This is a genomic window from Delftia sp. K82, assembly GCF_002193035.1.
GTDB lineage: Bacteria > Pseudomonadota > Gammaproteobacteria > Burkholderiales > Burkholderiaceae_C > Comamonas > Comamonas acidovorans.
This window is the reverse complement of sequence record NZ_MYFL01000010.1, coordinates 4,584-7,400: the sequence shown is the minus strand read 5'-3', so window position 1 is coordinate 7,400 and position 2,817 is coordinate 4,584. Positions and strand designations below refer to the sequence as shown.

The following is a 2,817-nucleotide window of genomic DNA, read 5'->3' as shown; positions in this document are numbered from 1 at the left end:
TTTGCAATGGCGACGAGCAACGTGCGTATTTCGGCGAACGTGACCGGTCATTTCGGCCATCGTGACCGACGCCGCTGAGGGCGCCGGTAAATGTCGTTTCGGTATCGTGACCGCCCGTTTCGGCGATCGTGACCGCCGGTCCGGCGGCAGGTGTTGCGTAGAGGGTGGAGTCTAGGGTAGGCGGCGCGGGGTCAGGTCAAGATTTGGCCTCCTGAGTTGTCTTATTCGACTTGTTTGCCACACCAGCGTTGCGTCCCGTGCGACGGGATTCACCGTCGAGCGTGAAGCGCCGGCAGTGCTGCATCAAGCGATCGAGGATCGCGTCTGCAACGGTCGGGTCACCCAGCCACGCGTGCCAGTGCTCAATGGGGAGTTGATGCGTGATGATCGTGGCCCGCTGGGCGCTGCGGTCGTCGACGATCTCCAACAGGTCGGCCCGGGTCGCAGCGTCGATGGCGCCTGTTCCCCAATCATCCAAGACCAGCACGTCCACCTTGGCCAACTGCTGCAGCCAGCGCCGGAAGCTGCCCGCGCCGTGCAGGATGCGCAGCTCCTCGGCCAGGCGCGGCACGCGCAAGTACAGCGCCGAGTGGCCCTGGCGGCAGGCGTATTGCGCCAGCGCGCAGGCCAGCCACGTCTTTCCCAGCCCGGTGGCGCCGGCGAAGCAGATCGTCTCGCCACGCTCGATCCACGTGGACAGCGCCAGGCCCATCAACGCCGAGCGATCGATGCCGCGGATGCCCTCGAAGCTCGCATCCTCCAACGTCGCGGTCGTGTACTTCAGCTGGGCCCTCTGCAGCAGCCGGGTGCGCTTGCGGTCACCGCGAGCGTAGACCTCCCGTTCGACCAGCAGAGCCAGGCGTTCATCGAAGGACAGACCCAGGCAGTCGGCTTGCTCGTGCTGCTGTTGCAGCGCGTCGGCGAAGCCTTGGAGTTTGAGGGAGCGCAGTTGGGCGATGGTGGCGTTGTTGAGCATGGGGGTCAGAGTTCGGTGGTTTGCAGGGAGCGAAGGCGTCACGGCAGATCGCCTCATTGGTAGTAGTCCGGGCCGCGCACATTGGCGTGGACGGGACTGGTCCATTCGGCGGGCGCCTCCTGGGCGAGGAGATCGCGGTTGTTGGCCAGCAGGTCGCGCACGTGCCGGTAGCGCACGGTCCCCAGCGCCAGGGCGCGTTCGCACGCCGCCTCCAGCCGCTCACGGCCGTAGCGCCGCGACAGGCTCAGCAGCCCCAGGCAGGAGCGGTAACCATGCTCCGGATGCTTGTAGGTCTGCAGCAGCCGGGTGACGAGTTCACCGCAGGCCATGCCGATCTGCTGGCCCCACTCGATCAGGCGCTGGGGCGTCCATTGCAGCTGTGCCCGGTGCGCCGCGGGCATGTGCGCTTCGACCGTGGTGAAGCCGCCGCGCCGGTCGCTGCGGATATGGGCGGCCACCCGTTGAGCGCGCAGCAGCAGCTCCACGGCGTGCTTCGTGAGCCGTGCCTCCAGCGTCTGCCCCACCAGTGCGTGGGGCACGCTGTAGCGGTGGCCGTCCACCTCAACGTGATAGTCGATGTGGACCTTCACCGTCTTGAAGCGGGCCAGTTCATAGCGCTGTGGCGGCAGCGGCATCAGGGCAGGCGCGTCCAGTTCGGCGAACACGCTGGCGCGGCTGCCGGGCAACTTCTGGAACGGGCGTTCGTTCACGCTGGGCAGCAGTCGGGCGATAGCCGCGTCCACCTGCGCGACGGTGTCGAAGCGGTGGTGCCGCAGCCGCGCCAAGACCCAGCGGCCGATCACTTGAACCGAACTTTCTGCGGTGGCTTTGTCTTTTGGAGAACGCGGGCGCGCTGGAAGGACCGAGGTGCCGTAATAGCGGGCGAAGTCCTGCACCGTGTCGTTGGCACGGGGCTCGTAGCGGTCGGCCGAGGCGATCACGGCCGTGGCGTTGTCGGGGACGACAAGCGCCGGCACACCCTGATAGAAGTGCAGTGCCCGCACCATGCCTTCGATCCAGTCGTCCAGGCGCTGCGTGGGCGTCGCGCAGGCGAACACGCAGCTGGAGGCGGCCATGGCCGAGACGAAGATCTGGGCGCGGGCGCCATCGCTCAGCGGCACCGTGGAGCCGGCGTAGTCGATGAACATCTTCTCCCCGGCGCGTCGGTGCTGGCGCATCGAGCGCTTGAGCGTGGCGGCGAAGGCCTTGTAGTGCTCGCAGAACTGCGTGTAGCGCCAGGTGCGGCCCTTCGGATTCGCCTGCACGTATTCCTGCCACAGCAGCATCAGCGTGACGCCCTTGCGGTCGAGTTCGCGGTGGATGCGGCCCCAGTCGGGCACGACGACGGACAGCGCGGCTGCCGAGCGAGGTTGCAGCGCAGTAGAGAGCTGCTGTTCGCTCCAGTCCTGGACGGTGCCCCAGTCCAGGCCGGCTGCGGTGGCCAGGCCGACGTACTTGGCGACGACGCCCTTGGAGATCTTCAACGTGGCGGCGACTTGCTCGTGCGAGAGCTGGGCGTGCCACTTCAGGCGGAGAACATCTTTGATCATGCGTAGAGAGAGTTGTTGCTTGGGCATCCGCGGCTCGAGGGCAAAAACCGTCGAGGGTAGGAGACCCGGGTTGCGTTCTCTACGCAGCACTGCCGGCTGGATCGGCGCCCTTCTTACGGGGCGTCGTCACGGCGGTCACGATCGCCGAAATGGGCGGTCACGATCCCGAAACGGTCGGTCACGATGAGCCGAAATGAAAGCTCGGTCACGATGACCGAAATGCGCGGTCACGATGCCGAAATCGGCGGTCACGATGCGCCGAAATACGCAGCAACGACCGCACGGGGCGAA

At 66.6% G+C, this 2,817-nt stretch carries 2 protein-coding genes; both read right to left on the bottom strand.

From position 1 onward, the window contains the following. Window positions 1–196 precede the first annotated feature (196 nt). Complete coding sequence (gene istB / locus KDK82_RS30620) at window positions 197–976, bottom strand: IS21-like element helper ATPase IstB (RefSeq protein WP_088167131.1); 780 nt, start codon at window positions 974–976, stop codon at window positions 197–199. 53 nt (window positions 977–1,029) lie between these two features. After that, window positions 1,030–2,553, bottom strand: a complete 1,524-nt coding sequence (gene istA, locus KDK82_RS30615; RefSeq protein WP_088167130.1) for an IS21 family transposase — start codon at window positions 2,551–2,553, stop codon at window positions 1,030–1,032. Window positions 2,554–2,817 lie beyond the last annotated feature (264 nt).

What these genes read in the sequence shown, in the direction of transcription:
- istB (WP_088167131.1), bottom strand. Translation starts at nt 976, where the DNA reads ATGCTCAACAACGCCACCATCGCCCAACTGCGCTCCCTCAAACTCCAA.
- istA (WP_088167130.1), bottom strand. Translation starts at nt 2,553, where the DNA reads ATGCCCAAGCAACAACTCTCTCTACGCATGATCAAAGATGTTCTCCGC.